Consider the following 22358-nt stretch of genomic DNA (forward strand, 5'->3'; position numbering starts at 1 on the left):
CATGGGCAGTCGTAGACTGAAGGAACTGAGTGAACGACTGTCCTCTGGAATCGGAAAGGAAGATCATGCTCTTCCTCGTCGCAGCCCTTCTCCTGATGGGGATCATGCTGGGTACCGCGGCACACCTCCCCGTCCCCGTCACCCTCGTCGCGGCCGCCGTCATCGCCGGCTGGCTGCTCGTCTTCTTCCTCCGCGAACGCCGCCACCACGCCGAGGTGACCTCCCGATGACCACGCTCAGCGAAGCCACACCCACGACCTCGCCGACGACGCCCTCGCCCGCGGCGGCCACCACAGAAGCCAAGGACGCACACCGGCCCACCCCGCGCCTCCGCTCCCAGGCGGACGGCATGGCCGTGGCCTCCTTCATCCTCGGCCTGCTCGGCACCCTGGTCCTGAACATCCTTCTCGGCCCCTGTGCCCTGGTCCTCGGCGGCCTGTCCCTGGCCCGCGGCACCACCCGCCGCGGCCGCGCCCTCCTGGGCATCACCCTCGGCGCCGCCGACCTGCTCCTCCTGGCTCTCCTCACCAGCGCGGACGGCACCCTCAGCTGGCACATCGGCGGCTAACACCCCGCCCAGGGCCACCACGACACGACCGGTCCGACAACGCACATGCTGCCGATGGCGGTGGTCAACCCCGACCACCGCCATCGGCATCGCCGTCGCCACAAGCAACGGCAACCACCCCACCCAGCGGGCCAGGACGCTGAAGGCGGCCAGTTGTTCCAGCGCCTCGTGCCCAGGTAGTTCGGGCAAGCCGGCCTCATGGCTGTTGGGGTTGCGGATGCGGGCATAGGAGCCCTCGGCGAAGGCCATCGCGCCGCGGTGAATGCTCTTGAAAGTGTCGCTGTTGCCGTCGGCTGCGTCTCGGCGTTGGCCTTCTCGGCCGCCGCGGTGACAGCCTCACGGAAGTGGCCGCTGCGCCACAGTGCGCGGGCCCCTTCCCACGCCCACGGGTGCATGGCTCCGCACGGAGCTGTCGTCGAGCCGCCACCGCATCGCGGTACCAGGACTCTGGCACATCGGTGCCTCGACTCATTCCGGCCCGGTCTCTCGGGGTTCCGGACACCTGGTCGCCCGGCAGCTGCTCGGCCGTGCCGCACAGCTTCGTGGCCTGCTCGCCTCAGGGCGAACGATCCTGCGGCGATCCCTCGCCGGGGCACGGTTCGACCGGTCGGCGGCAGGGGCCCGGGGCTGCTCGAAGAGCCGCCCCGGGGACGGGGCGTGACGGGGCGTGCGGGCGTTACCGTCCGGTGTAGGTGAACTCGTCGGCCGGGCTGGTGGGAGAGGTGGCCTTGCCGACCGTCACGGTGACGTTCACCGTCTGGTGGTCGTCGAGCTGACCGGGCGCGGTTGCGGTGATCTGGCCGGTGGAGACGAACTTGACCGAATCGGATGCCTTGTCCTTGAAGTGCACGGTGGCGCCATTGGCGAAGCCCGAGCCGCTGATGGTGACCGGGGTGCCGACCTTTCCGCTGGTCGGGCTGACCGCACTGACCACCACAGGTGCGGGTCCGCCATAGGCGAACTGCCCCATCGCGACGGCCGGGGAGGTGCCGAGGGTGTTGGTGACGCGGACGTGGACGACGCCGGTTCCGTCGGGGACCTTGGCGGTGATCTTCCGGTCGGAGTCGACGTTGCGCGTGGGGCAGGCGAACTGGCCGAAGTCGACCATGCTGTCCTTACTGAAACCGGTGCCGTTGATGGTCACCGTGGCGCCTGCTGCGCCGAAGGTGGGGGTCACGTCGGTCACCACCGGCCCGGAAGGGACGGCAGGCGCTCCCACCAGGTCCAGGTAGGTCGAGTTGGCGTGCTGGAAGGCGACCTGGCCGAGGAAGTCCTGGGTGGTCTTGTTGACCAGGTTCTTGGCAAGGCTCGTGTAGCTGGTGTTCATCGGGTGCAGCGTGCCGGGCTGGACGTAGACGTTGCCCTTGGTGCGCTTGGAGATCGTCCCGATGAGCAGCTTCACTTCTTCGGTCGCCTGCGGTCCCGGGTTCGGGTACCAGCCGGCGGTGGTGTCGAGATCGGCCCACGCGTGCGGTACCAGGTCGTAGGCGTTGTTGTGTCGCTCGTCGATGACCCACGGCACGGAGTCGAAGTAGTCGACGAAGCTCTGCACGCCGGCGGTGGGAGCGGCATAGGTGATCACCGCGAACTTCGGATTTTTCGGCCAGGTCCGTGCCTGCAGGTACGGCGCGAGCATGGTGGCGATGCAACCGCCCAGGCTGTGACCGGTGAGATAGACGGTCGGCTGCGGCGAGGCCGAATTGAGCGCGGCGGTGAGCGCCTGAGCGAGTGTGACGTTCGGGGAGGGTGAGGCGATCGATTGGGCGTTGACAACCCGTTTGAAGGCATCCATCGCCCCCTTGGAAACGGCGATGGGCTTCGGCGATCCGCTTTCGGGGAACGGGACGACGGTGCCGACGTCCAGGTCTTCGAGGATGTCGGTCAGATCGGCGTCTGTTCCGCGAGCGACCACGGCGAACTCGTTCGAGCCGTTGGTGCTCCGTGCGATGTAGGCCATATTGGCGTTGGCCTCGCTCAGGGCGAGCCACACCAGCTCCCATGCGCCCTGCGTCGCAAGGCGGGGATCGTTCAGTTGCGCGTTGATGCCGGTGATGATGCGTTCGGTCTGCTGTTCCAGGGTTTCCCCGGACGGGCGCGGGGTGGCCCCGGTGGCTGCGAGGGCGGCCAGGGTCATGGTCACCTGGGGGATTGTCGGATCGGGTGCCATCGTCGTTCCTGCTCCTCGGATGTGTTGCCGGTGCGGAGGCGGGACGGCCTTTCGGCAGCATCAGGGCATGCCGAACCGCCGGTCAGAGTGGATCGCACACCATCAGACCTCCCCTCTGCGTTGTCCGGTGCTCTTCCTGCCTGCAGGTTGACCAGGTTCACCTTGTTGGCCGTTCGCCATACGTGGGTGCGGGTCGCCGGGCGGGGTACGCAGGGGCGGTCGCCAGAGCTGCGGTGTCCGCGGCAGGCCCGGGGCGCCGCCCCGGGCGACGATGCCGTCGGGGCGGATGAGCGCGGCCGGGCCGCGGCTGGGCTGTGTCAATGGGGCAGCGGTGCCAGGACCAGGTCCGGCTCCGGAGCCGAGGCAGAGCACGCCCCTGGCCCCAACCCTCCACGCTCCGACGACCGAGGGACGCGGATCAGGCATATAGGCCCTCCCGCTACGCTCGACACTGTCACTGTTACCGTGAGTCAGTGACCGTGACCCGTTGGATCGTGACCCACGTCCCTTCCTGGTTGCTGCTGGTAGGGCTCGTCGCCGGTGTCGCCGGCGGGACGGCAGCCGTCCAGGCGGTGGTGCGGCACCGTTTCCCCAGCCTTGTGCGGGGTGAGCAGAACGAGGTCGCAACCTTTCTGTTTCCCGTTGTCGCGGTCGTCTACGGGTTCCTCATCGGCTTCATCGTCCTGGCACTCTGGGGCCAGGTGAACACGGCGGATCAGACGACGCGGACCGAGGGTGCCATGGCGGTGCAGATGGCCAGGGGCCTCGACGTGTTCGGCAAGGAAGAGGGTGCACGGATCCGGCAGGGCCTGTTGGCGTACGGACGCGCGGCGAACGCCGAGTGGTACGGCGCCGCGGCCGGCCGTACCGCGCCTGAGGCCGAGCGGGCGCTGGACCGCCTGCACGGCACCTACGGGACCATCAGACCCCGCAATGACACCCAGCGCGCCTTTCTCACCAGCTCGCTGTCATCGTTGAGGGAATTGGGCAGCGCACGCACGGAACGGCTGCTCCAGGCACGCACCAACCTCGGCCCGCCCCCGTCCTTGTGGATGGCGGTCCTTTTGACCAGTGGACTGGTCCTCGGGTTCTCCGTCGTTTTCGGCTCCGAGCATGCCCTGATCCACTACGGGATGGTCGGGGGAGTGAGCGTCCTCGTGGCCGCCAACCTGTTCCTCGTCACGGAACTGTCGTATCCCTTCCTGGGCGAGTTCTCGACGTCGCCGGAGCCGCTGCGCGCCGTGATCCAGGCCCTGTCGCCGCCTCGGTAGACCCGCAGCGCAGAGCGGAGGGGTAGCGGGCCGGGGCGAAGAGCCGTTGACCACGAGGCATGAGGGGATAAAACGCTGTGGTCGTGTGGCGCAAGCTCCGCGGTCGCGCTGATCGCCGAACGCGTCTCGTCTTGCTATGCGGTGGCGTCGATTTCGGCGATCAGGGCTTCGATGCGGGTCTTGATCTGGTCGCGGATGGGCCGGACGGCCTCGACGCCCTTGCCTGCGGGGTCTTCCAGGGCCCAGTCGAGGTAGGTCTTGCCGGGGAAGACCGGGCAGGCGTCGCCGCAGCCCATGGTGACGACGTAGTCGGATGCCTGGACGGCTTCGGTGGTCAGGACCTTCGGGGTCTGGGCGGTGATGTCGATGCCGGCTTCGGCCATCGCCGCAACGACGGCCGGGTTCACGGCGCCAGCGGGGGCGGAACCTGCCGAGCGGACCTCCACCTTGTCCTGGGCGAGGTGGGTGAGGAAGGCGGCGGCCATCTGGGAGCGTCCGGCGTTGTGGACGCAGACGAACAGCACCGACGGTTTGCGGGGGTCAGTCACGGGCGGGCTCCTTCAGGCCGGCCGGCTCGGCGGCCGGGGCGGTGTCGGGGAAGAGGCGGCGGGCGGCGAGGGCGACGTAGACGAGGCCGATCAGCACCGGCACCTCGATGAGAGGGCCGACGACGCCGGCCAGGGCCTGGCCGGATGTCGCGCCGAAGGTCGCGATGGCAACGGCGATGGCGAGTTCGAAGTTGTTGCCGGCCGCGGTGAACGCCAGCGTCGTCGTGCGCGGGTAGTTCAGGCCGACGGCCTTGCCCAGGGCCATGGACCCGGCCCACATGAGAGCGAAGTACACCAGCAGGGGCAGCGCGATCCGGGCGACGTCGAGAGGCTTTGAGGTGACGGCGTCGCCCTGGAGGGCGAAGAGCACGACGATCGTGAACAGCAGCCCGTAGAGGGCGAAGGGGCCGATGCGGGGGATCAGCTTTGTCTCGTACCAGGTGCGGCCCTTGGCCTTCTCGCCCAGGCGGCGGGTGAGGAAGCCTGCGGCCAGGGGGATGCCGAGGAAGATCAGCACGCTGCGGGCGATCTCCCACACCGAGATGTTCAGTCCGGTCTGCTGCAGGCCGAGCCAGCCGGGCAGGACGGAGAGGTAGAACCAGCCCAGCAGGCTGAAGGCGAGGACCTGGAAGACGGAGTTCAGGGCGACCAGGACGGCGGCGGCCTCGCGGTCGCCGCAGGCCAGGTCGTTCCAGATGATGACCATGGCGATGCAGCGGGCCAGCCCGACGATGATCAGCCCGGTCCGGTACTCCGGCAGGTCGGGCAGGAAGATCCACGCGAGCGCGAACATCACGGCGGGGCCGAGAATCCAGTTGATCACCAGTGAGGGGATCAGCAGGCGCTGGTCGCGGGTGACGGTGTCCAGGCGGTCATAGCGGACCTTGGCCAGCACCGGATACATCATCACCAGCAGCCCGAGCGCGATCGGCAGCGAGACGCCGGTGATCGTCACCTTCGCCAGCGCATCGCCCAGGCCCGGGACGAGTCGGCCCAGGCCGAGGCCGGCGCCCATGGCCAGCAGGATCCACACCGCAAGGAAGCGGTCCAGGAAGGACAGCCTGGCCGCGACCGGCCCCGCAGGCGCGGGCTCAGTCGTCTTCCCGGTCATGAGGTGATGCCCGCGGGCGTCTCGGTGAGCTGGGGAAGAGGCTCTCCGGCGGAGCGGGTCAGGATGCCGGCGAGGCGGTCGGTCATCTGAGGAAGCAGCCGGTAATAAACCCAGGTCCCGCGGCGTTCGGAGTCGATGAGTCCGGCCTGCCTCAGGTGCTTGAGGTGGTGGGAGATCGTCGGCTGGGACAGGTCGAAGGCGGGCGTCAGGTCACACACGCACACCTCACCGCCGGCCCGGGAGGCGATCATCGACAGCAGTCGCAGCCGCACCGGATCCCCGAGGGCTTTGAAGACCTTCGACAGCTCGGCGGCCTGCTCTTCGTCCAGCGGCGCGGTCAGCAGCCCCGGGCAGCACTCCTGGGTCTGGCCGAGCACCTCAAGCTCTTGATTCGACATGCGTCTATGTTGACGAACTTCAATTCAAGGCGCAAGCTTGCATCGATAGACATCGATACAACGTGCTGGGAGGCCGTCATGCCCCGTGTGCAGCTCGCCCTCAACGTCCCCGATCTTGAGGCGTCGGTGGAGTTCTACGCCAAGCTGTTCGGCGTCGAGCCGGCCAAGCGCCGCCCTGGATACGCCAACTTCGCCGTCGTCGAGCCGCCGCTGAAGCTCGTCCTCATCGAAGGCGAGGCGGGCCAGGAGACCCGCCTGGACCACCTCGGTGTCGAGGTCGGCTCCACCGAGCAGGTCCATGCCGCAACCGACCGCCTGGTGGAAGCGGGGCTTGCGACCTTCGAGGAGAACGACACCTCCTGCTGCTACGCCCTCCAGGACAAGGTGTGGGTGCACGGCCCCGGCAAGGAGCCCTGGGAGGTCTACGCCGTCAAGGCCGACGCCGGCCAGCTGGGCAAGAGCGACATCCCGGGTAGCGGCGCCTGCTGCGGCAGCCAATCCGCTGCCGAGCCCTCCGAGCCGGCTTCCGGTTGCGCCTGCGGCAGCAGCTGACCGACCCGGCCGGGGCGTGCAGCGCGTCGCACGAGCGCTGAGCCGCCGGCGCCTGACGGGCAGCGCCACTGCAGGGCGATCCAGCCGTCCGGGATCCAGCCGTCCACGTACGCCTCCAGGAACAGCTCCAGGTCACTTACCGCCAAGTGCCCGACGCGGTCGGCGATTTGGCCGTACGGGAGCCAGACGAGCGGCACTCCGACGTCGATTTCGGGCGCTGCCGCCACGAACTGTGGTCCAACAGCGGCCGCGTCCACGAACGCGCCTTCCTCGACGACGGCACCAGCACCCTCATCCCCCCTGTCCGCCGGCAAACTCGAACGCCGCGCCAGCACCCACACCCACCGCTGGTACCACCTGCTCGACATCCCCTGCCCCCGCGGCCCCCATCAGCACCGCGAGTCCGTCGGCGTCGCCAGCACCATCGGCGCACAGAGCCAGGGCCAAAGCGACACCGAGACCGGCTTCCACCGCGCCGAAAACCTCCTCCAGATCCCCGACAACACCGCCGTCCACCAGACCCTCTACGGCGACCGCGAAGACACCGAAGCCGGCTTCTCCCCACTCGACCGCTCCCTGTGGAACCGCCGCATGATCGCCTTCGGCGCCGAAGCCCAAAGCCTCGTCATCCTCGGCTTCCTCCCCACCCAGAACGCCACCAGCGCAGCCCGCCACCAAGAAGACCCCACCTGCTCCGACGCCCACACCGAGACAGCAGACCTCAGCGGCGACCGATGAGCAGCCTCACGATCATGAACTGAGCCGAGGCGCCCACCACACCCCAGCCCCATCCGCTACCCTGTCTGGGACCGCCGCTCGCGGCGGTCCGCTCCCTTGCCAGGAACCGGATGAACATCACTCAGAGTATTCATCCACGTTTTACGCAAGCCCCGCCTCCGTAGCTCAGGGGATAGAGCACCGCTCTCCTAAAGCGGGTGTCGCAGGTTCGAATCCTGCCGGGGGCACCATGCGCCGCCTATGCGGCGGATACGACGAAGGCCCAGGTCAGCCGGTGAAGAACCGGATGCCTGGGCCTCAATCGTTCTCGGGTCGGGATCACGCCGCCGAAGCCGTCGTGCCAGATCCGTGCCAGATCAGTTGATCTTGTCTCCGTAGGGCGACTCCCCATCCTTCTTGGAGCCCTTCGCCTTCTTCGACTTCTTGATCAGCCGGTCGACGTGATCCGCGATCTCCTGATCCCGTCCGCCGACGAGGTGCTGATAGATCATGGCGGCTCGTACGGTCGAGTGACCCATACGTGTCATCAGCTCCCGCGTGGTGGCGCCACCAGTCGCGGCCAGGCTGTTGCCCGTGTGCCGCAGATCGTGGAAATGGACACCCTTGGCCCCGGCCCCCTTGAGCGCCGCCGTCCACGTGTCATGGAAGTTATTCCGGCGCAGCCTGCCGCCCTTCGGGCCGACGAACAGCAGTCCCGACCGGCCGTCCTCTCCGAAGATCCGCAGGTGTTCCTTGATCTCCGGAACGAGCGACGCAGGGAACGAGACGGTACGGACACCTGCCTCGCTCTTCGGTGCCTTGACCTCCAACTTCCCCGACTGCGGCTCCGCCTGAGCCCGCCGCACCTGGACGAAGCGTCCCTCCAGGTCGACATCTCGCCGTTGCAGGGCAGCCAGCTCCCCAAACCGCATGCCGGTGAAGGCAGCCAGCAGCACCATCGCGCGGTAGCGCCCCTCGATCGCGCCGGCCACGGCGAACACCTCCTCAACCGTGAGTACGGGGCGCTCTGCCGACTTGGTGATGCCGGCGCCCTTGATACGGCACGGATTGCGTTGGATCAGCCCGTCGTCGACGGCGGTGTTCAGCGCCGCCCGCAGAATTTGGTACGCCTTCACCACGGTGGCTTCACCGACTCCCGCCTCCAGCAGTTCGGCCCGCCAGCGTCGAACGCGCGGGGTGTCGATCTCCCCCACCGTCAGATCCCCAAGGTGCGGTCGGATGTGCAGCCTGATGACGCCGCCGTTTCGACCCCGCGTGGTCGACGCGTAGTTCCGCTCACGGAACCACTGGTCGATGAAGTCGCCGAAGCTGACCTTCCCCGCATCCGGATCGACCCAGCGACCGCGAACGATGTCGGCTTCGATCTCCGACAGCTTGACCTCGGCATCCCGCTTGGTCGGGTAAGTCCGATCGCCCTTACGCAGTTGCTTGGTCACCGGGTCCGGGTAGCGGATCTGCCAGCGGCCCGAGGGAAGTTGCCGAACCGCACCGAACCGCCGCTTGCGACCACTGTTGTTGGGCATCAGGCCACCGCCCTTCCGCGACGCCGACTGATGGGATTGGTGGTGTGGAGCGCGATGAAGTCCTCAAGCTCCCGTTCCGGAATGCGTACGTGACGTCCGACGTGGACGAAAGTGATCCGACGCTCGGAAATGAGACGCCGAGGGAAGCGCACCGAGGTGCCGAGCCGTTCGGCCACCTGCTCCACGGTCAGGAGCCGGCCGCTCATGCGGACACCTCCGTTCGCGAGGCCCGGACACCGGCCGCGATCAGCTCCTCGGCCAGCGAGTAACCGCGACCCACAAACCTCCACTGGCCGATGGCCACCGTCGGACGATCTCCGAGCCCGAGCGCTTCCAACTGCTCCTGCGCACGATGTTCGGCACGAGCCTGCCGAAGCGCAGTGAGAGTGGTGGAGTACTGCCGCGACTTGGTCGAGAAGTGGCCGCCGTACCCGAGCATGTGGGCCCACTGGCGCAACCGCAGGGCCTCGAACTCTGACAGCCCGCCCAGCCACCAGCAGGTGGCGATCATCCGCCGCGTGTGAGCGCGTACGGGCAGCGTGGCGAGGTCAGTCGAACGGTGAATCCTCCCGTCGACCGCGCCGGCCGCCTCCGCTCCCTTGGTCGCGTACTTGGCGATGTACGCCGCCACGGCCGCGGACGTCAGCCGCTCCCCCACACCGAATTCCTTGATGGGGCGTACGTCGATCTGCTGCCCGAAGCGAAGCGTCCGGTCTCCGATCACATCGCCACCAGGTGCCGGGAGGCTGACGCGTCCGACGGCTTCATTCACCGCGTCAGTCAGGAGCTGGGTTGAGGCCCAACCGGGCGGAGGGGAGTTCGCGCCTTCCGGACCGTCCAAGCGGATCACGGCGTGGAAGTGGACCAGGCCCCGACGCTGGTACTCGGCAACCTTGGCGTACGCGAGCCGGAGCAGAGCACCGAGGCCGGTACGGGTGACGCCGATCCTGCGGGCGAGTTCCCGCCGCAGCTCCATCGCGAACCGATGCCAGAGCTGCCCGGCGAGCGCCTGCCAGAGCACAGCCCCCGCGTAGTCGTAGCACTGCGGGCACAGCGGCTCCCCGATTTCCGGATCACCCTCGGCATGGCGGATGAAGCAACCGATCGGAACATCGTGCGGGCAGCTCTCCCCCACCTTGCGCGGTCGACAGGCACGCAGCCGACCGTTGCGTTCGCGCCGCGTGTGGACCGGGCCGAAGCCAGGAGCGGTGAGGGTGAGGAAGACCCGAGGGTGGGCGCTGACCTCCGGACTGGTCTCCTTGCCGCCGACCAGTCCGGCACGGATCAGCTGGTACGTATCCGCCCGGTACAGGCGGGCACAGGTCGGGCAGACACTCGTCCGCCGGTTGCCACATGCGGTGAGCAGTCGGCCGCCCCGGCCGTCCGAGGCGAAGGAGTGCAGGACCTCGCCTGTCCTCGCGTCGGCCAGGGTCGTGTTGCCGACCAGGTGAATCGGATTCGTGCAGCCGCCGAGGCGCACGATGCTGCGCTGCCAAGCGTCGAAGTCACCCAGCACGGCTCGTTCCGCGAGGGCAGCGGCGCCCTTCGAGACCTGGTTCATCGCGGACCTCCGAACGCCTGGGCCATGACCGTGGCAATGGCTTCGGGCCGTGTCTTGGCGCTGAATCGGAGGGTCGGGTCGGTCAGCCAGAGAGCTGCCGCATGGGCCGGGCAGAGTCGCTGCTCGCGGTTCGCGGTGTCGACGAGGACGACCTCTGCACGGCCAACGCAAGTCGGGCGTTCGGCTTCGCGCAGTTCGCACCGAGGAGGCGGGAATTTGCGTGACGGATTGCCGGTGGTCAAAGTGTGGGTGCTCCTTCTACTGCTCATGTGGCGGTTGGAGTGGGTTCCTGACAGGGTCGGGTTTGGCGACTTCGCGCCCCGTCGGGAGCCCTTCATACGGACGTCTGCTGGGCTGCTCGGCCCAGGTCGAACGCGGGGTACTGCGGGCACTGCGGTACCTCCTTCACTGCGTGATGCGGTCAGAGGTGGAGTTGACCGAGGAAGCCACCCACCCCGTTGAGTGCGGACATGACGAACGGTGCGGCTGCGGTCTTGGCGACGAGGAACCCGAAGCCCCCGGAGAGCAGGACCTCGGCCCACCGCAGATAGCGGATGCGCAGCAGGAACCAGATCAGGAGGCCGAGCAGGAGCACGGCCGACATCGAAACGAGCACGGCACTTCCCTCTCATTCGTCTTCGTCGCGGTCTGGACGTGCGAAGGGAATGGTCATGCCGGGGGACGTACCGCCGATGGCGTCGACCAGTTCGGGGATGTACGGGGCGAGGTGCGCGTACTCGGCCGCAGTCGCTTCCGCTTCGGTCTCTGAGATCAAGTGGGAACGGGCCCGTTCCCAGCCGTCTCCCGAGGCGATGACGGCTGTCCCCGCTTGCTCCGGCGTGATTGCCTGAGCTGCCTTCAGTGCGTCCGGGTTAAGATCTCCGAGCGCCATCTCTGCGGTTCCGGGATCGGCGACCCGATGGCAGACGCGTCCGCCCAGTTGAGCCCGTAGGGCAGTGACGCCCGGTCCGAGGTCCGAGCCGACTCGCTGCCCGGCGACGACGAGATACACACCCAGCGCCGCGCCAAGCTGAGCCAGCCGGATCAAGGCCGTACTGGCAGCCTGCGCTTCGTCCTTCTCAGTGCGGTTGGCGATGAGAAACAATTCCGCGATCTCGTCCACGATCACAACGACCGGAACAGGTTGCTCCTTCTCCGCCAGGCCCCAGATGTTGCGGACGTGGGAGGCCCGGCAGATCGCCATGCGGTCGAGCGTGAGGTCCACCAGCGCGCCCAGGAGCTTCACCGCCTGACTTCGGTTGGTCGCGAGTGCGGAGAGGCGAGGGCCATAGAGCGACAGCTCCATGCCACCCTTGCAATCGATTCCGATCAGGGCGACGTGTTGCGGAGCCAGCCCGGCGACGAGTGCGTTGATCAGTGTCGACTTTCCCGACCGTGTGGCCCCGACGATCAGCCAGTGCGGGACACGCCGCAGGTCCAGGACCCATTGCGATCCGGTCTCCAGAGCACCGACCACCACGCGTAGGAGCCGACCGGGGCCGCGCTGCATGGGTACCCGCGGCTCCTTCAGCGGGTCGGTGGCCGAAGCCACGATCCGCACCACACCGGGCTTGTACGCCGTGACCCGCACCGCGTGAACCTGCCAGTCCTCCGCCATCGCAGGCGCCGCCTTGGCGAAGCTCTCAGGCACCTGCCCCGGAAGCAGCCTCACCAGGAACCAGAACCCTTGCGCCGTCGGATGCAGGGCACTACGTCGTGGAACCCGGGGCTGCGGAGGCGCCGCCCCCTTCCCCACGAGCCCGGAGACCACGACGAGCGCGGCCTTACGGCTCACTGCCAGCCCGCAGCCGGCCATCAACGGCCGCCAGGTGCGGGCGACATGCAAGCAGGCCAAGGGATATCCGACGATCACCCACCAGGCCACCGGGTAACGGCGCCGCAGGCCCGGGCCCGCGATGAGCAGGCCCAACGCCAGCACGGCCACCACAACCAGGAGCCAACTCCCAGCGGTCCTGCTGCTAGCGGCAGCAAGGGCTATCACTGACCGGCCCCCTTACTCGCCGTGGACGACGAGGCCGGCGCGGACAACGGCTTGATCTCCGCCGCGCGGAAGGCGACCCCATGCCGACCGTCGTTCTCCCAGGGGGTGGCCACCAGGTCCCGAAGCTGGACGGGCATCCCGAGCTGGATGCCGGTCGGCTCCCCCGCCACGCTCACGTTGATGACGTCGGCCGTGGACCCTGCCATCAGGCACACACCGACCTGGTACATCGTCTTGCCGGTTTCACGGTCGACGCGGAGCTGACCGGTTTCGCGGTTGGCGACACGCGGTGCGGGCGGTACCGCGCAGATCATCCCGCTGAACTTCGCGGTGTCGATCGGAAGGCTTGCCATGTCTCTGAACTCCTTTGTCTCGAAGGCCCGTAGGCATCTACCTACGGAATGACTACCACCCGTAGTACGGGCTCGGAATCCAGAGTGCAACCCGTAGTACGGGTTGTCAAGCGACTACGTGTGAGGGAGGCTGTAGCTGCCCACGAACGTGGGCAGCCTGTCGCAACCGATGGACACCAACGAGCCGACGTCACCCGTGGAGAACCCGATGCCGCCCGAGAAAGCCCAGGCCAAATACCGCCAGATCGCGGAGTACCTGCGGCAGGGCATCCTGGACGGCACGTACCCGGCCGGCCAGCCGTTGCCGTCCGAGGAACTGCTCGCGAAGCAGTTCGGCGTCTCTCGCCCCACTGTCCGTCAAGGCATCTCAGAACTTCGCGCCTCGGGCTTGGTCGAGGTCATGATGGGCCGCGGCATGTTCGTCCGCTCACCCCACTCCCGCCCGAGCGTCACCCGCCCCCGCGGCGTACGGCGCGACGCAGACGGACGCTACATCGAGGCCGACGGCCTCCGCTGGACCGATGCCGAAGAGCCCGCCGTCACCCGCACTGACGCACCGCTCGCCCTGGCCGACCTGCTCCGCATCCCGCCGGGCGAGCCGATGTACACCTACGACGCATTGCAGACCGCCGACCGAGGCCGGCTCCGCCAACTCCACCGCACCTATGTGCCGTTCTCCGTGCTGGTCGACACCAAGTACGAGGACCAGGCACCCCCGCCAGCCCCTCACCTGTACACCGCACTCGCCGACCTGGGCCACGAACTGCACTTCACGGAGTACCTGCGCACCCGCATGCCGCTACCGGACCAGGCGGAAGCCTTGCGCCTATCCGACGGGGTACCTCTGCTCCACATCCTCCGCGTCACCACCGGCGGCGAGGACAAGCCCCTGGCTTTGGAGGAGTTCCAACTCCCCGGGGATGACTTGGAGATCAGTTACCCGCTCTGACTGGCGGGTACGTGGTTCAGACTTTCTCTACGTCTTCAAGGCGGCTCGCTACCGCTCGCCGCGCGCGGCCCGGCTCCCCGGGCCGCCGCTCCTGTCTTCGCCCCGCTCCGGCCCGGTCCACCCGGCCGCGCAAGCGATCAGCGAGCGCCAGAAACAGGTTCATACTAGGTCAGCGGGGGTTGGGGCGGTCGGCTCCACGGCTTTAGCCACCTCCCGGGTTCGGGTCCCGCGTCGAGCAAGAGCAGGGGGCCACTCGTTGAAATTTCGGGCAGCTCACAAGCCTGCCCGAGATGCCGGCCAGCGTACGGCCCCTAATCATGCTCAACACCAAACCGGGCAGGCCACCGACCAAACCCGCTCCACCGACCTCCTGAAACGGCCAACCCTATGGGTTCATCAGCGCGTTAGCCGCGTTGACGAGGGCCCGGGAACGCGCTCTAAGAAAAGCCTCATAGTCGTCATCAAACAGTTCAACTTTGGGGCATAGGGCGCGCTCAAACACACCGTCCTTACTGGACACGCGTGAGCGGTATGCGCTTGGCGCAACTCCACCCAGGACCTTATTATCAATGGCATTGATAAAGCATAGGTTCGCTAGCGGGCTTTGCCGATCAGTTGGAATTCCCTCCGAGCGCAGGTGGGACTGGGGGTAAAGATGGTGGAACTCATTTCGATTGTACGCTTGGAGGGCAGTCGATAGATCGATCGATTGCCCGCTAACGAAACTCAGAGGGCGCTCCTGCGCCAGGAGGAGGATGAATGTCTTAGAGTTGACCGCATTCAGGTTGAAGTTATTCTCCAGGAAGAATCGGTCATCGATGTGCGCTGAAATATCATCAAGGGCGGAAGGCTCGCCGTTTTTCAACTTTACGGCTTCTTCTACATCCACTTGCAAATTCCTTTGCACGACCCGCCCGTATCGCGCGGAGAAGCAAGCCTTCCAGAACCAGCGAAGGAGCGTTGCTCGCTGCCGATCTGAAACCTTGACCGATTTCGAATCAGCTGCAGCGAAGAATGACGCGAGTGGCACGAGTAGTGTGGCGTGTGGGAGATTGTCAAGTTTTTCCACTTTCAGTTCGCGCCTTACGAAGTCAATAGCTCCCTTGATCCCGTTGACTACATGGGAGAACTGCTCTCGAACTTTGGTCCCATTAAGTGAAACGAGCGTTTTCGGCGATGCATCCCCGTCAATGACGGCAGCGCAACAGCGAAGGAGTAGAGTGACATCTTCTCCTACACCTTTGAATCCGAAAGGCTCCAGTTCTTCACTCAAGTCAGCGAAGCGGCGTTGTAGATCGAAATCATCTGACCATGTCCACGCACTCAACAGCTGCAACGTGTCGAGTTCAACGCCAAGTCGATTAACTCGCTCGAATACGATTGCAACGCCAGCCCGATCATCGGTAACGAACGTCTGCACTGGAACGTCGACTTCTTTGAAGCGACTGTACAAATCATCGATCTTAGGGGTTGCCGACTCGGGAAGTGCCCTGAAGGCTGGACCGTATTTTGAGGCGTCAAAAAATACGTTCAACGGGAAGTGCTTCTTTGGGTCGACTTCACTAGGAGTCAACGGAACAAACAAGCTCTCTTGTGCGTCTGCGTCGCCCATGAAGTCGAAATAGATGTCCATCCAGTCCGATTTTCCGATAGGCCTTAGCTCGGTTTGGAAAACGCCGAAGATGCTCGTCAGGCGTTGCTGACCATCTAGAACATAGTCAATTGGGTAATCCTCCGGCCGAGGAGGAAGGGAAAAGGGGCCCAGGTCCCTCTCGGTCTTCAGCTCTGCCCTTGTGCGCCAAAAAAGCAATGCGCCAAAAGGGTATCCCTTGTAGATGCTGTCCATTAGCTGGGCGACCCTATCGGCATTCCAAACGAAACCTCGCTGAAATGCGGGAATGCGAACCCTGCCGTCCGATACAGCTTCAATGAGTTGGCGGATTGAAGGCATGGATCGCTCCCTGTATATGAGTTCTTGCGAATGCGGTTTCCGCTGGCCTAGACGGAAAACGTCACTTAGTCCTTCGGATACCGGCCTACGGCCTTCAAGCATTGCGGGCAGCGTTCTCCGCGGACAGGCCTATCCCATCGGCTATCTTCGCGAACGGTGTAGCCGCCTGTGATGGGGTGGGCTCCGAGGTGCTCCTCGATGTTGTAGGCGTGGCTGGTCGTCTGCCTCGGCAGGCTGCGATCGGTGAGGTCGGGATCTTCCTGCTCGACTGCTACACGCCACTTCGTCATGGCGGCAGAGTAGGGCCGATCCAGTGACTGCGTAGTCGAAACGCGTGGGTAGCTCCCTGGGCTGGGATGTCTGTGCCGAGTTGTCACTGCCTGCGTGCTGGAGCATCAGCGGGTTGACGGGCGGCCCCAGCTCCGAGAGTGGGGTCGGTGCCACTGCTGGGTCTCGTGAGACGGAGCTGCCTGACTGCAGGTCAGCCGTGTCACCGGTCCAGCAGGTTGGCTACGAGGCAGGCGCTAATCGCTCGCGTGAGGTCACCGGCAGGGGCGGTGGATGGCCGCTGCCATGGGCGCTTAGCCAGGCCTGTCCGGCCACGGCCGCAAAGACCAGCATCACCGAGCGCGCTGGCGTGACGGCAGCTCGGTATGGAAGGCGGCAACCCTTCGTCGACTCGGCTCTGGGGCGACATCATTTAGCTGGCCATGGGCGTTGCTGACCACCGACAGTGACATCAGCGACAGCGCCCAGGAGCTGAGATGAGCTTCATCGGCTGCCGGCAGTTGCCTCTGAAGCGGATACCTCCCAGCCGTATGAGGCAATGGGAGACACATAGGTGTTTAAGTCCTTCTTTAGGGTGAGTGGCTTACGTCAAATGACGCAAGAAGAGGTCACCACTTAAGCGAGAAGGGTACCCGGATAGATTGCAACGTCAGCCAAACCCTTGAGGCTCCGTCATGAATGAACCGTACAACTGGTTTGATCAAGCCGCCGTGACCCTTTTGACTGATCTCCCCGCATGGCGCCTACGTGCGGTTGAGCGGGTGGAGCTTTCAAGCGCATTTTGGTCTGAGCGAGATCGGGAAATCCATGTCAAATCTTTCTCAGAAGTGACGGAAGGGGATTCACCTTGGCGCCGCAACCTCCGAACAGACCTGGCTCGCCACCGCTCCGCCACGGGGGAGAGTTTCGAAATGGTATTGCCAATTACGGACCTACCTAAAATCCCCCTTCTGGATCTATCAATCACAGTGGACGGAAATTCCGTTTATCGAGTCCCTAAGGACGAGGGAGCAAGGATTGAGGCCCGTCATGTCGTTTATTTGGCCGAGCGAGCTCAACTAATCAATGACCCGCCAGAATGCTCACAGCATTTGGTCGATTTCCTCGGGGCTCTATTTTACTTCCCCACTCATCCCTACCAAAAGATCTGGGAAAAATATCACCATTTATCCTTTTCTCATGCAGACTCATGGAGCGTCAGGGCTTTCGTTGATACTCAGCAAGAGTATCTAGCGTCGATGCGACGGAAGTTCCCATTTGACATTTTGCATTCCTATGGTGAATGGAAATGCACGGCGAATAGGATTGGTGAGCTTGCTGCGAGTTACGTCATCCTGGACCATACGAGCGGTGCACAAAACCCCCTAATCGCACTTCCCTATCTATTTCAAGAGATTGAAGAGCAGCAGCGATCTCAAGAAAGAGTCATGGGGCGGCAGGATATTGACGTCCTACTGAACTACCTGTGCTCCATGCTGGAAACCGCTCACAGCAGGGCAAGTAGAGATGCTGCCGCTTGCGAATTCATCTCCACCTACTTTGGGTATGGCTATCGCTGGATGGCATTCGCCAAATGCAAAGTTCCAGTTAGCGAGTCATTCAGCATTCACGTGAAAGAAAAAAGGGCGATCTACTTTTCACCGGAAAGGAAAGCGAGGATCTCCGCCTGGGAGCAATGGAAGAAGGAAGCTTGGCAAATGGTTCCATTTGCCGACGCGGAAACTAATCACGTAAGTGTTCGCGTTACAGATACGGCTGTTCGCCTCAAGCATCGCCCGCAAGTTTTGGATGAGATCAAAAATCCCGTTACGGAGGCCGTTGATCAGGAAGCAAGTACTTTCGAACTTTATCTACTTCACGACTCATCCCGAGGTCGTCGTGAGCGCATCTATATCAAGTGCCCACTGCGTTTGACTAGACTTCATTCAGGAATGCTCTACATTACGATGATCATTACTGCCTTTGGTTTCGCCCTTCTAATCGATCGTGGCCTTCCTGAGCTTTCGTCCATGCCGCCGCACGACCCCACAAGGCAGTCAACTTCCCCTGTTGCTGAAGGGCTAACGGCGAAGGATGCAACCCTCATCCTCATTCCCGTTGCATTTGCTGCAACATTCCTTCTCATTAGGGATGCTTCGACCTTGAGTGCATGGCTCCGCAGAATCCGCCAATCGGTTCTTTTGGTCGAGCTGTTTGTGCTCCTGGCCTCAGCTTTTGTATTCGTGCTAATTCATCATATTAAGATTGGTTGAGGCTTGTCTCTCGATCGGATGCCTGCAATAGAGCCCCGCGCGAAACTAGCCCGCCACAGTCGGCGAAGGCAGGAGTGACGGCGACACGATTGTGGGATTCCCCCGGCTTCAACGGGACGGTATGACTGCCTCGCGGTGGGCACCCTGCCTCGGCTTGCCAGACATCCACATCTGACACCAACGACGGCGCATGGCCACAATCCCACACGGCTCACGGCAGCCCCGCTCCCTCCATGGTGCAGCGGCGGCCCGTTGAGCGAACTCCTAAAGCGGTGGCAGGCGCGTGCCAGATCGGGCGGACAGCCACGGTCAGCGAGGACGCATGGACGCGCAGCGACTGCGTTGTCGGCTGTAGGAGATGGCGCGTGGCGTGACCACTACGGATGCGCTGGAAGCCACCCCCAGGCTTACCAAAAAGTAGCCTTCATCAGGCCCAGTGATCAGACACCCGGCCCCTAAAGCGGCTGTCGGGTGCGAATCACGAAACGTCGTTGCAGGCCGTTAGCTCTGGGGCAACCGCGCAGCGCTCGGACCTACCTCCGAACTCTCGGTAAGGGCAGGGCGACGATGATCTCTAAAGCGGCAGACGCAGGCCCGTGCGGACAGGTAGCGTTTCCAGCAGGCCCTTTCTCAAGCTTCATCCGCCTTACCCGATCTGCGGGTTTGGCCTCCTGGCGGGCGCCAGGAGGCACCCCCCGCGCAGGTTGAGGCGGGCCATTGCTGAGAGAGGAAGCTCTTGGGCACGGAGAAGTACGCCAAGCGGCGGACCGTTCTGCGGCACGTCGGGCAGGTCTTGACCAAGGTCAGCGTCTACGTACTTGGGCAGCTGATCTGCTCCTGGTTCGGCCTGTAGGCAGGAAGGGCCTAGTGCTGGCCGGCGAGTGCGCGCCGGCCAGCACACACTTCGCAAGGACTCGAGTACGAGTGGGGTCGTGTCATCGTGGGCCCCATCTCGCCTGGCGCGGCCAGTCTTGGGCTCTTGACCGCGAACATGTTCCAAGCAAGGCCAGCCTGGCTCGTTGTGGATCGCACTCTGCCGATCCCGACGTCGAGATCGTTACGGGACACCCCTTGACAACCTGACCTGCGACTTCCATGCCCGCCCGCTGCCGCACGCACCACCTGCGGAATTCGTGACCGTCAACAGCCAGCGCCGCTGGCGATAAGCGGCTCATTCAGCGTCGTCGTGCAGCAGTTCCGCAGTCAGCTCCTCGAACTCCTGCAGGGCTATTTGTAGATCGTCAAGAACACCTTGTGCGATCTCTTCAGGAGCGGCCAGAGAGCTCTCCCCCGAGGACTCGTTCGGCAGCGTGAGATCAAGACTTGCGTGACCATGGTCAAGCACATCGTGGATGTCGAAGCATCGGAAGTTTTCTGTCTCTCGGCGATCCGCTCGGGAGAGACCTGGACCGTACGAGGACACGAATGCGTTCAGGTCTCTTTGGCTAAGCGGATTGTCTCTAAGGGCGGATCGGTGTCTTGAGCGCAGGTCATAGACCCAAATTCTGGAAGTTTGAGGATACTCGCCCGCGCGATAGGGATGCTGGTCGAAGAAGATGACGCTCGCCCTGACGCCGCTGGCTGAGGGGAAGGTTCCCGCAGGCAGCCTGAGTAGGGTGTGGACGTCGAACCTGTACATCAGGTCTCGTCGCACGGCCTCTGCCGCGCCCAAGGCAAAGAGGATGTTGTCGGGGACGATAACCGCTGATCGTCCCTGCACGGCCGTCAGCGACATGGCGTGCTGCAGGAAATTGATCTGCTTGTCTGTCGAGACGACCAAGAAATCTGATCGCTCATACATATCGCGGGAACTCTCCCCGAAGATCTCTGCATGCTTGCCGAACGGCGGATGGGTGAGCACCAGCGAGGCTTTGCTGCAAGGCTGTTGAGCCAGTGCGTCCCTCACAGTGATCGGTGCTGGTTGCCCGGCAGAGACAGCTCCGTGCAGAAGCAGGTTCGCGGTCGCCAACCGGGCAGTACTAGGGACCAGCTCGTCCCCCCACCGCTGTTGGTTGCGGTACTGACGCTGCTCATAGGAGGTGGGGCTGGCCAGATCCCGTGCGAGATAGTCGTGCGCACCGAGGAGGAAGCCGCCCATGCCGCAGGCTGGATCACTGATGGTGTCAGTGATCTCTGGTTGGAGCACTTCGACAATGGCATCGATGAGCGGACGGGGCGTGAAGAACTGACCGGCCCCGGATCTTCTCTCGTTCATCGTTCTTTGGAGGAGCTCGCCATATACCTCGCCCAGAAGACTCTTCCCGCGCGCGCCCCATTGCTCGCCATCGAACAGATCGAGAACGAGCCGCTGCAGCAGTGCGTGATCGGGTACGTGGTTCTGTGCGCCGGCAAAGACAGCGTCCACAACGGTACCCGAGGCCCTGGACGAGCGCTGGGCGAGTATCTCGGTGTACTGGGCGACAAGCGGCTCTCCCGCCTTCCTTGTCAGCGCCACCCAATCGTGCTGGATGGATGGCGCAGGCGGCTCGCTGACTGTTGCGGTCTTCCGGTCTTCGTCCTCAACTTTGAGCACGAGTAGATATGTGAGCTGCTCGACGGATTCCATGGCAGACAGCCCGCGGTCATGCAGCAGGTTGTAGTAGTTCAGGAGCCGCGCGGTCAAATGTGCCTTCGCGTCGTGCGATCCTCGGTCCGTCGTGAGGGCAGAGACATCGGTCATAGCTCAAGCTCCAGTTGTTCGGCGACAACGTACTTGCTGTGCTGATCAGCCACCGCCGATGGGGTATGTACTTGGCAGGCATTCCAGTCGCCGTCGTTGCGTATGAACGGCGCCGGCGGGAACTGCAGGGCGGGCTCCTCCTGCGGCGAGCCGCTGCTCGCAGGACTCATGATCCGCCCGGCTGACGTCGCATCAGCCATGGCCCGACGCAGTAGGGCCGATAACTCCAGCGCGTTCTGTACCCGCAGTTGCAGGTGGTCTGCTGCGTGTCTGCACTGAGTGGCTCGTCGGCCCAGCCGCACCTGCTCGTTAGGCGGGGCAATGGGTATCGGGATACCTTGCAGATTAGTTTGCGTGATATTGCGCATCGACGACAGACTGCCGTTGCTCCGTCGCGCGATCTCCGCACGTACGTAGGAGGTTGCCAACAGCGGCACGAGCCAGCGGTCATCGACATCGCTCTTGGGCACCAATCGCAGGCTTTTGTCGCTCAGATACAGACCAGGCCGACATTCCGTGACATGGACGGTCGCACCGACGTGGTCGAGAGTGTTGGCACGGCACAGCAAGATGTCGCCAGCCTTGATCTCGTGCCGTGGCATGAGGGGCGTTCCAGCGGGCACCGCTTTGTTCTCGTCCTGGAGGAACTTCCCTCGGGTGATGGCACTGGTCTTGATCACTGCCTTCTCGTCACTTTCGGCGCGCCGCCCCAGGCACTGCGGTGAGCGTCCTGTCTCGATCTCCTTGATGACCTCGCCCAGACACCCCCAACGCCAGCCGCGGGGAAGCGTTTGGCCGGCAGCGTCACATTGCGCCGTCAGTGCATGATGGGCGGCGTCCTGCAACGCAGTGACTCCCGAAGCGGCCCGGAGAAGCGCCGCTTCGGCCTGATCCAGGCGCTTCAGCCGTGCCCGAAGCTGCGCCAGGATGCGTTCCTGTAGTGCAAGTGGCGGCAGGGAAAACTTGATGTTCAGCAGTGCCTCGATCGTGAGCGAGTGCGTGCGGCCGCTGCGTGCTACGGCTTGAATCTGTGCTCGGACATCGGAGGACTGCCACAACTGCTCCAGGTACGAGGGATGCAGGAGCGTGGGGCGCACGCGGACTCGCGTCATGGTGCGCGGGAAGTCCAGCGGTTGCGTCCCTTCCTCGATCAGTACTCCCTGACCGAGGCGGTCCATTGATCCGGCGTTGCGACGGACGAGAAAGTCTCCTACACGAACGTCCACTGGAACTCCGTCGACGCATGCCCTGTCCACTGCTGGATTCGGGTGCCCTCTTGTCGCCTCTGCCTCGAGCACTAGCGGTTCAGGCGTGGCACACCATCCGTCGTTGGCGACAGTGGCCTTGGATCCTCCGCTCATCAATCGACTACTGAGGACCCTGGCGAGCCGGACTTCCGGCCAGCCTGACGCGGATTCCGTTGCTGACACGGGCCCATCCCCTTCA

General features: G+C 64.4%; 21 protein-coding genes, 1 tRNA gene and 1 pseudogene. 7 read left to right on the forward strand and 16 right to left on the reverse strand.

Annotated features, from left to right (window positions below):
• The first annotated feature begins 29 nt into the window (after window positions 1–29).
• Together ABR737_RS19650 and ABR737_RS19655 are read left to right on the forward strand one after the other, a co-directional pair.
• Window positions 30–230: a hypothetical protein gene (locus ABR737_RS19650; protein ID WP_350257161.1), complete on the forward strand. Its 201-nt coding sequence runs from the start codon at window positions 30–32 to the stop codon at window positions 228–230.
• A complete protein-coding gene (locus ABR737_RS19655) occupies window positions 227–568 on the forward strand; it encodes a hypothetical protein (protein WP_350251469.1) in 342 nt (113 codons plus the stop codon). Before ABR737_RS19650 ends, ABR737_RS19655 begins: the two co-directional genes overlap by 4 nt.
• Window positions 569–700: 132 nt before the next feature.
• Here ABR737_RS19655 and ABR737_RS19660 read toward each other — a convergent pair.
• Together ABR737_RS19660 and ABR737_RS19665 are read right to left on the reverse strand one after the other, a co-directional pair.
• Window positions 701–841 (reverse strand): annotated as a pseudogene (locus ABR737_RS19660) (TIGR02391 family protein); the annotation flags it as partial.
• Window positions 842–1244: 403 nt separating this feature from the next.
• Window positions 1245–2702 carry an IPT/TIG domain-containing protein gene (locus ABR737_RS19665; RefSeq protein ID WP_350256854.1) on the reverse strand — a complete coding sequence of 486 codons (1458 nt, stop codon included), beginning with the start codon at window positions 2700–2702 and terminating at the stop codon, window positions 1245–1247.
• A gap of 506 nt (window positions 2703–3208) precedes the next feature.
• On the opposite strand from ABR737_RS19665, the gene ABR737_RS19670 reads away from it, so the two are divergent.
• Window positions 3209–4006, forward strand: coding sequence for a bestrophin-like domain (locus tag ABR737_RS19670; RefSeq protein WP_350251470.1), 798 nt, complete (start codon window positions 3209–3211; stop codon window positions 4004–4006).
• Window positions 4007–4140: 134 nt separating this feature from the next.
• Here ABR737_RS19670 and ABR737_RS19675 read toward each other — a convergent pair whose 3' ends face one another.
• From ABR737_RS19675 to ABR737_RS19685, 3 genes are read right to left on the reverse strand one after another with little or no spacing between them, the layout of a single operon-like run.
• A complete protein-coding gene (locus ABR737_RS19675) occupies window positions 4141–4554 on the reverse strand; it encodes an arsenate reductase ArsC (RefSeq protein ID WP_350251471.1) in 414 nt (137 codons plus the stop codon).
• Window positions 4547–5665, reverse strand: a complete 1119-nt coding sequence (gene arsB / locus ABR737_RS19680; protein WP_350251472.1) for an ACR3 family arsenite efflux transporter — start codon at window positions 5663–5665, stop codon at window positions 4547–4549. Before arsB ends, ABR737_RS19675 begins: the two co-directional genes overlap by 8 nt.
• The gene (locus tag ABR737_RS19685) at window positions 5662–6063 is read right to left on the reverse strand and encodes an ArsR/SmtB family transcription factor (protein WP_350251473.1); all 402 of its coding nucleotides are present in this window, start codon (window positions 6061–6063) and stop codon (window positions 5662–5664) included. Before ABR737_RS19685 ends, arsB begins: the two co-directional genes overlap by 4 nt.
• Before the next feature lie 78 nt (window positions 6064–6141).
• On the opposite strand from ABR737_RS19685, the gene ABR737_RS19690 reads away from it, so the two are divergent.
• Window positions 6142–6615, forward strand: coding sequence for an ArsI/CadI family heavy metal resistance metalloenzyme (locus ABR737_RS19690; protein WP_350251474.1), 474 nt, complete (start codon window positions 6142–6144; stop codon window positions 6613–6615).
• A 291-nt stretch (window positions 6616–6906) separates the two neighbouring features.
• On the opposite strand, the gene ABR737_RS19695 is transcribed toward ABR737_RS19690, so the two are convergent.
• The gene (locus tag ABR737_RS19695; protein WP_350251475.1) at window positions 6907–7320 is read right to left on the reverse strand and encodes a hypothetical protein; all 414 of its coding nucleotides are present in this window, start codon (window positions 7318–7320) and stop codon (window positions 6907–6909) included.
• Window positions 7321–7507: 187 nt separating this feature from the next.
• Between ABR737_RS19695 and ABR737_RS19700 the strand changes: the two genes are divergently transcribed.
• Window positions 7508–7583 (forward strand) — tRNA-Arg (locus tag ABR737_RS19700).
• Between the two features lie 126 nt (window positions 7584–7709).
• On the opposite strand, the gene ABR737_RS19705 is transcribed toward ABR737_RS19700, so the two are convergent.
• The 7 genes from ABR737_RS19705 to ABR737_RS19735 all read right to left on the reverse strand — a co-directional run bounded on the left by ABR737_RS19705 (window position 7710) and on the right by ABR737_RS19735 (window position 12792).
• Window positions 7710–8876, reverse strand: a complete 1167-nt coding sequence (locus ABR737_RS19705) for a tyrosine-type recombinase/integrase (protein WP_350251476.1) — start codon at window positions 8874–8876, stop codon at window positions 7710–7712.
• Window positions 8876–9082 (reverse strand): excisionase family DNA-binding protein, encoded by a 207-nt coding sequence (locus ABR737_RS19710; RefSeq protein ID WP_350251477.1) that lies wholly within the window; start codon window positions 9080–9082, stop codon window positions 8876–8878. Before ABR737_RS19710 ends, ABR737_RS19705 begins: the two co-directional genes overlap by 1 nt.
• The gene (locus ABR737_RS19715; protein ID WP_350251478.1) at window positions 9079–10437 is read right to left on the reverse strand and encodes a replication initiator; all 1359 of its coding nucleotides are present in this window, start codon (window positions 10435–10437) and stop codon (window positions 9079–9081) included. The genes ABR737_RS19710 and ABR737_RS19715 overlap by 4 nt, the downstream gene beginning before the upstream one ends.
• Window positions 10434–10679 carry a hypothetical protein gene (locus ABR737_RS19720; RefSeq protein ID WP_350251479.1) on the reverse strand — a complete coding sequence of 82 codons (246 nt, stop codon included), beginning with the start codon at window positions 10677–10679 and terminating at the stop codon, window positions 10434–10436. Before ABR737_RS19720 ends, ABR737_RS19715 begins: the two co-directional genes overlap by 4 nt.
• 179 nt (window positions 10680–10858) lie before the next feature.
• Window positions 10859–11053: a hypothetical protein gene (locus ABR737_RS19725; protein ID WP_350251480.1), complete on the reverse strand. Its 195-nt coding sequence runs from the start codon at window positions 11051–11053 to the stop codon at window positions 10859–10861.
• A 12-nt stretch (window positions 11054–11065) separates the two neighbouring features.
• Complete coding sequence (locus tag ABR737_RS19730; protein WP_350251481.1) at window positions 11066–12385, reverse strand: FtsK/SpoIIIE domain-containing protein; 1320 nt, start codon at window positions 12383–12385, stop codon at window positions 11066–11068.
• A 50-nt stretch (window positions 12386–12435) separates the two neighbouring features.
• Window positions 12436–12792 (reverse strand): SCO3933 family regulatory protein, encoded by a 357-nt coding sequence (locus ABR737_RS19735; RefSeq protein WP_350251482.1) that lies wholly within the window; start codon window positions 12790–12792, stop codon window positions 12436–12438.
• 169 nt (window positions 12793–12961) lie between these two features.
• Between ABR737_RS19735 and ABR737_RS19740 the strand changes: the two genes are divergently transcribed.
• Window positions 12962–13741 carry a GntR family transcriptional regulator gene (locus ABR737_RS19740; RefSeq protein ID WP_350251483.1) on the forward strand — a complete coding sequence of 260 codons (780 nt, stop codon included), beginning with the start codon at window positions 12962–12964 and terminating at the stop codon, window positions 13739–13741.
• Window positions 13742–14126: 385 nt separating this feature from the next.
• Here ABR737_RS19740 and ABR737_RS19745 read toward each other — a convergent pair whose 3' ends face one another.
• Window positions 14127–15692 (reverse strand): GmrSD restriction endonuclease domain-containing protein, encoded by a 1566-nt coding sequence (locus ABR737_RS19745; RefSeq protein WP_350251484.1) that lies wholly within the window; start codon window positions 15690–15692, stop codon window positions 14127–14129.
• A gap of 962 nt (window positions 15693–16654) precedes the next feature.
• Here ABR737_RS19745 and ABR737_RS19750 point away from each other — a divergent pair.
• A complete protein-coding gene (locus tag ABR737_RS19750) occupies window positions 16655–18232 on the forward strand; it encodes a hypothetical protein (protein ID WP_350251485.1) in 1578 nt (525 codons plus the stop codon).
• 1171 nt (window positions 18233–19403) lie between these two features.
• On the opposite strand, the gene ABR737_RS19755 is transcribed toward ABR737_RS19750, so the two are convergent.
• Window positions 19404–20912, reverse strand: a complete 1509-nt coding sequence (locus ABR737_RS19755; RefSeq protein ID WP_350251486.1) for an HsdM family class I SAM-dependent methyltransferase — start codon at window positions 20910–20912, stop codon at window positions 19404–19406.
• On the reverse strand, window positions 20909–22138 hold the full coding sequence (locus tag ABR737_RS19760; protein WP_350251487.1) for a restriction endonuclease subunit S domain-containing protein: 1230 nt from the start codon (window positions 22136–22138) through the stop codon (window positions 20909–20911). The genes ABR737_RS19755 and ABR737_RS19760 overlap by 4 nt, the downstream gene beginning before the upstream one ends.
• Window positions 22139–22358: the final 220 nt, after the last annotated feature.

The sequence above is a fragment of the Streptomyces sp. Edi2 genome, from assembly GCF_040253635.1.
GTDB lineage: Bacteria > Actinomycetota > Actinomycetes > Streptomycetales > Streptomycetaceae > Streptomyces.